The organism is Streptomyces sp. NPDC007162 (assembly GCF_040634175.1).
Lineage (GTDB): Bacteria > Actinomycetota > Actinomycetes > Streptomycetales > Streptomycetaceae > Streptomyces.
On sequence record NZ_JBEYFC010000583.1, the window covers coordinates 1 to 5,060 of the forward strand.

A 5,060-nucleotide genomic window follows, 5' to 3' on the forward strand; every position below is an offset into this window, starting at 1 on the left:
CAGGGCGACCGGGAGGATGCGCGGCATGTTGCAGCTCAGCGAGCAGGCCACCCAGGGTGATCGGGTTTTCCTGTTGATTTGGGGCGTGGGCGCGCTGGCCGTGGGGTCGGTCTTCGCCTCGAAGAAGGGATCCAGCTGGATACGTGAATTGATCGTGTCCGGGCTGGAGGGGAGGCCCGTGCAGCAGGCCCGCGCGAAGAACTTCGGCGGCGTGCGACTGATAGCCGCAGCGATGGCAGGAGCAGGCTTGATCGGGATCGGGGCAGCCGTGGTCCTGCTGACACGAGCCTGAACCGAAGGCGTGCCCCATACGTGCCCGATCGAGCGGCGACCGACGGGGAACACCGGGGAACAGCGGCCAGCACCCCAGGAACGTGCAGGTCACCGTCTTGCCAGCTCAGCGCCGATCCGCGTACGCGATCTTCCAAACTGGTGCTCTCGGAGCCACGCGGCGGCGCTTGACTCGCCCATTAAGACTCCACCGCCCTAAGACGGTGTCCTATGTGGTGAGGCTGTCAGGGCTGGTAAACCTTCGGCCGGGCTCCACGCCATCCCTCTCGATGCCCGCTCCTGCTTCTGCCAGCGCAGGAAAGTACGCTGTTGATCGGACCGTTGGCCATCTTATGGCTCCATGACGCCAACACCAGGACCATGGAGAGCCCCGTGCTCTTCTTTAAACTCAGCCTCAAGATCTATCATCCATGAAAAGATGCTGAGGAAATTAGGCATCTCCACTTCACCTCCAAAACGAGATGCCATGGCTTGCAGGAAAGCAGACGTGAAGCCTCTGAATTGGATCAGGAATCCAATCGGATGATCGCCGTGGGGGTTACGCTCGGTACCCTCACCGATAGGCATTGGCATCGTCATGTATTTAATCAGTCGCGCCAGAACTTCGTAGCGCGTCAGAAAATCAGGATGCGTCGCCTTGTCATCCTGCGAGACCCAGTGCCCGTTGACATGGGCCAGAGATATTAGGGCCAACATGGAGCCCCCGATTGCCCTATAGATCCGCCCCCGAGTCCTCTTTTCCGAAAGTTCGCCACTCAACAAGAGAAACGCTGTGACGTCAGCCTCGACCTCTGCCCTCTGATCTTCGTTCAGCGAGTTCATAATCTCGGCTGCACCAATATCGGAAATCCATCTCCCGACAATCCTTTTTGCCTTAGCAGCATGCCTGAAGTGCTCCTCAGTGTGCCCCAGCATGTGGTGTGCAAACTCATGCCCAACAACAAACATTTCGGTCGCCGTAACTAAATCGTGATACTCGCTATCCATCCTCCCGGCGGGGAGCTCAAAGAAAAGAGGGTGCACCGCGTACACATTCCCCTCGGAAGCCCAGGAACTGACACTACTCTCTGCAATAAGGATTGGCTCGAACGCTGACCTTTCAAGCTCCTCTATGATCATATCGGTTATCTCTTGCTCCGCATCGGAAAAATCTACCTCCGTCGCGGCACTCCTCAATGACGCATAGAAGTGACAAAAGAGAGTGCTGTAGATCATAGCCGTGGAAGTCAAACCATAGTTGAGTTCAATTACACCCGCCCCCCTAAAAGAAGAGGCTTCCGCGTTAGCATCCCCCTTGAAAGCGCGGGCAACAAAAACGTTACGCATGGTTGCCTGCCACTCAACGGGAGCCAAAGATATCAAATCCTCAGCCACTTGCTGGAGTTCGGGGCAGTTTGAATTGGTCGGTTTCCACGCCAAGAATTCCTCATATTTCTTGGCGCTCACAAGGTCCCGCCGTCCAGCTTGCTCGAATAGCGTCTTCCAGAAATTCTCCTCAGGGCGACCGCAATCGACGTAGAACCAGTGTCGCGAATTCTGCAGCTTCCACATAATTGCCCCAACTCCTACTAGGATTATCCGATAAAGAATTCCCGGACTCAATACCTCTCAAGGTCTTCGCGAGCGGCCTTGGTGAATACGTCGAGGGCCATAAAGGCCGCATTCACTGCTATTTCACTCGCAGCCTCCTCCTTTGTGCGCACATCGCGCTCAATTCCCGGCGTTGTCCAGCGCTCAATCCTGCGCAGAAATTCTTGAACGCTCTCGCGCACGGATTCCGCAGTTTGAGCCAGATCCTCGGGGGCCTCCATCTTGACAACACCTTGCGTTATTGCCAATTCGTTATAGCTATCACGCGCAGGCCCTCTTGCCGTAGCCCAATCAGCAGCAGTTTCTAGCGATCCGTCCCTATGCTTCAGAATCGTGGTGTCGCGTAGGGTCGCCAAGGCCGCAGTAACGTACGCGGCGTACGCGTCCCGCCGAGCCGTGCGCTGTTCCTGTCGGAGTTGTGCACTGCGGTCCAGCTCCGCCATCTGAGCTGTGTGGCCGAGGTTGCGCTTCGCAATGAGGTAGGCCACTACAGCCGTGACGGCAGACGCTGCGAGCGATGACACCGCCGTAATAACGGCAACAGTGATGAGGGTGGTTGGCGATACCCCGCTCTGCATGGCGCTCCTCCTGAGCTGACAAAGCATCAAATTAGGTCATTGACAGCATGACTGAGGATCTCAGACGCTAGGCGCCACTTGAGCGAGTCCAGAGGAACCAGAGCCTGGTCGGCTGCAATCGTGCTTGATCCTGCGGTGGTAGACCGCCGTCAGAGGAGGCCAAACGGGGGGCCCGACGCGGCAACACACGCTGCACCCGCTCGGACGAACAGGGAGAGCGCCGAGGCTCCGGGTAGGCCGAGGGATCGAACTCCTAAAGCGGTGGCTTCCTGACAAGCGGCAGCCGCCAGCCGGCGCAGGCCACTAGTGCGCTGCCGTCCTCGGTGAGGAAGAGCAGGGTGGTCCACGTGCGATCGACAGAATCGATCATCCCGGTGCGCACGGGCCGGTCATGTTCGCGGACGAGCTGAACTGCTCGTTCCAGCCCGAGAGGTTCGAGTCCGTGTTTCCGCATGCGCTGAAGTCGGCCCTTGAAGACTCCGGCATGCTGGTCCGCGGGTTGTGCCCGGTCTGTCACCCAGTAGGTGGCGCCGCTGCGGAGGGTGGCCAGAGCTAGCACGGAGGCCTCATCGTCACCGGTCAACAGCGATTCCAGCACATGCCGTTCCATCGTCACCCCCGCCGTAATCCTGCGGTACAGCAGGCAGGTACCGCAACGTCAGCAATCGCCCGCGTCCGGTAGCGTCCCTCCGGAGCCTTGCAGCTGCCGGTATGCCCGTTGCTGACCGATCCGGCTAGGGCTACGGATCAGAAGCTCCCGTGCCATCCCCGTGCCAGATCGTGCGGGGAAACACGGGGAATGGCGGGAAACCAGGTCGCCGACCAGATCGGGACCGTCACCGCTCCACCGCAGGTCAGCTCAGCAGCAGCCCGTAGACAACCTGAGCTTCCCAAGCTGAGGTTCATCGTGAAGATGGGTCTTGCTGTCAGACCTGCGCTGTACGGTCCGCTCCATGGCTGAGAGACCGACAGCGAACTGGCGCAGGGGCATAGCCGCGGAGGCCGCAGAGCTTGCCGCCGGCACCCTGGATCCCGACTGCGCGTGCATGGTCGAGCTGTTCCCCGAAGGGCTCTTGCTGGAGACCGATGCCGTCCTCGACGTGTTCGAGGCGGAGTTGTCCGCGCTCGCCGAAGGAGACGACGCACGGATCTTCGCCGCAGTGGAGCGCGTCGTCCTGGCCCTGAACGCCGTTAACGAGGCACACGACGAATGCGCCTTCGAAACCGATGAACGCGAGCAGTTGTGCGCCTATATCGATGAGGCGCTCACCGAGCAGGGAGTCGACGTCGTGGCCTTGACCGCCGGGCGCGGGCTCGGTCGGCACGAGCTCACGGACCGGTGGCGGGACTGGTGAGCAACCCCTCGTCGTAAGGGATCAGGTGGACTGTGGCCAGCGAGAGGAGTGTCTACGATCGCGCTGTGAGCTACGACATCTACTTCTTGAGCAGGCGCGAAGGGCAGTCCTGGGATGAGGTCCTGGAGGCGATGGAAGACGCGGCCGAGCACAGCGAGCAGATCCCTGCTCGCCTGCTTGAAGCTTGGGACCGAGTAGTCCCGCAGGCCCGGGTGCTACTAGGTGAAGTGGACATCACGGAGTACGAGCAGGAGTCGCGGGACCTTAGCCACTCGGGCACCGGCATCGACCTGTCTGTTTTCGGTGACGAGGTGAGCATCACGGTGCCCTACTGGCACGCAGGGGACGATGCTGCGGTCGCGCTCGGCAAGGTCTTCGCCCTTTCAGCCATCGTCGAGAAGGAAACCGGACTGACGGCCTACGACCCCCAGATGGAACGTCCGCTGAAGGAGATACAACCGCAAGGCGCGACCGAGCTGATGTCGAGGATCACCGAGGATTTGCGCAGCCGCTACGGTGGTTGATCATCCGCAGACAGAGGCGTGGCGGAGGCCAGTGGGGGTACAGCGAGGCACGCGCGCGCCTGATCAGTCGGCGAACCCGCCACCGTGGCGGACTGCCGTCGGCTGACGTACAGGCACCACCGTTTTCCCCGGTTCCGTTCAGTGCGAAGGCGCGAAGCCGGCGGACTGGTCGAGGTGGAAGGCCGAGCCCGGAGCCGTAGGGGTCCAACCCTCACGCAGGGCGAGCCGAACAGCCGCGGCAACACCGGACGGCAGTACCAGCTCAGCCTCGCGGCCGATCCAGTTGCTTGGATGCGGCTGGTCGGTGGTGACCACGAGCGTCATACCCGGGGTGTCCGCATGCGCGACCGCGAACGTGCACGGCGACCAGGCCAGGCCCTGGAAGTACGTCGGTCTGCCTCGCAGCCGCCAGCGGAAGGCCGTGCCGTCGACGACGATCCGTCGTGATCCCTTGCGGACCAGCGCCATGACTCCCCCTTCAACAGCGAAGATGCTAGCGAGCCCGGCCCCGCCGTCCGTCTCAGTTTCCGTCTCATTCAGCGCCGTCCGCGGACGTTCAGACGGGACCGACGCCCGCAGCCGCGCCAGGGACCAGCCGATCGTGAACGCAGGTGAACGGCCCTGTAAGCGGCCCCGCGAGGCACCAACACAGTTGGAAAGCGTGTTGGGGGCAACCCCTCACGAGTTCGAATCTCGTATCCTCCGCCAGTGCCTCACCGGGC

At 61.4% G+C, this 5,060-nt stretch carries 7 protein-coding genes; 3 read left to right on the forward strand and 4 right to left on the reverse strand.

The window, feature by feature from the left end; all coding sequences use genetic code 11:
* On the forward strand, positions 1–292 hold a 292-nt coding region (locus ABZ646_RS39750; protein WP_360530561.1), incomplete at its 5' end, for a hypothetical protein.
* 329 nt (positions 293–621) lie between these two features.
* Here the strand turns inward: ABZ646_RS39750 and ABZ646_RS39755 are convergent.
* The 3 genes from ABZ646_RS39755 to ABZ646_RS39765 all read right to left on the reverse strand — a co-directional run bounded on the left by ABZ646_RS39755 (position 622) and on the right by ABZ646_RS39765 (position 3,069).
* A complete protein-coding gene (locus ABZ646_RS39755; protein WP_360530564.1) occupies positions 622–1,842 on the reverse strand; it encodes a hypothetical protein in 1,221 nt (406 codons plus the stop codon).
* Positions 1,843–1,889: 47 nt separating this feature from the next.
* A complete protein-coding gene (locus ABZ646_RS39760) occupies positions 1,890–2,459 on the reverse strand; it encodes a hypothetical protein (RefSeq protein ID WP_360530567.1) in 570 nt (189 codons plus the stop codon).
* A 253-nt stretch (positions 2,460–2,712) separates the two neighbouring features.
* Entirely contained in the window at positions 2,713–3,069 is a 357-nt protein-coding gene (locus ABZ646_RS39765) for a hypothetical protein (protein WP_360530579.1), read from the reverse strand.
* Between the two features lie 343 nt (positions 3,070–3,412).
* On the opposite strand from ABZ646_RS39765, the gene ABZ646_RS39770 reads away from it, so the two are divergent.
* Both ABZ646_RS39770 and ABZ646_RS39775 read left to right on the forward strand, forming a co-directional pair.
* A complete protein-coding gene (locus ABZ646_RS39770; protein WP_360530570.1) occupies positions 3,413–3,814 on the forward strand; it encodes a hypothetical protein in 402 nt (133 codons plus the stop codon).
* A gap of 65 nt (positions 3,815–3,879) precedes the next feature.
* Positions 3,880–4,338, forward strand: a complete 459-nt coding sequence (locus ABZ646_RS39775; protein ID WP_360530573.1) for a hypothetical protein — start codon at positions 3,880–3,882, stop codon at positions 4,336–4,338.
* A gap of 138 nt (positions 4,339–4,476) precedes the next feature.
* Here ABZ646_RS39775 and ABZ646_RS39780 read toward each other — a convergent pair whose 3' ends face one another.
* Complete coding sequence (locus ABZ646_RS39780; RefSeq protein ID WP_360530576.1) at positions 4,477–4,806, reverse strand: hypothetical protein; 330 nt, start codon at positions 4,804–4,806, stop codon at positions 4,477–4,479.
* Positions 4,807–5,060 lie beyond the last annotated feature (254 nt).

Bases quoted from the DNA above. Each gene is read 5' to 3' on its own strand.
- ABZ646_RS39755 (WP_360530564.1), bottom strand. From the start codon at position 1,842: ATGTGGAAGCTGCAGAATTCGCGACACTGGTTCTACGTCGATTGCGGT.
- ABZ646_RS39760 (WP_360530567.1), bottom strand. From the start codon at position 2,459: ATGCAGAGCGGGGTATCGCCAACCACCCTCATCACTGTTGCCGTTATT.
- ABZ646_RS39765 (WP_360530579.1), bottom strand. From the start codon at position 3,069: ATGGAACGGCATGTGCTGGAATCGCTGTTGACCGGTGACGATGAGGCC.
- ABZ646_RS39770 (WP_360530570.1), top strand. From the start codon at position 3,413: ATGGCTGAGAGACCGACAGCGAACTGGCGCAGGGGCATAGCCGCGGAG.
- ABZ646_RS39780 (WP_360530576.1), bottom strand. From the start codon at position 4,806: ATGGCGCTGGTCCGCAAGGGATCACGACGGATCGTCGTCGACGGCACG.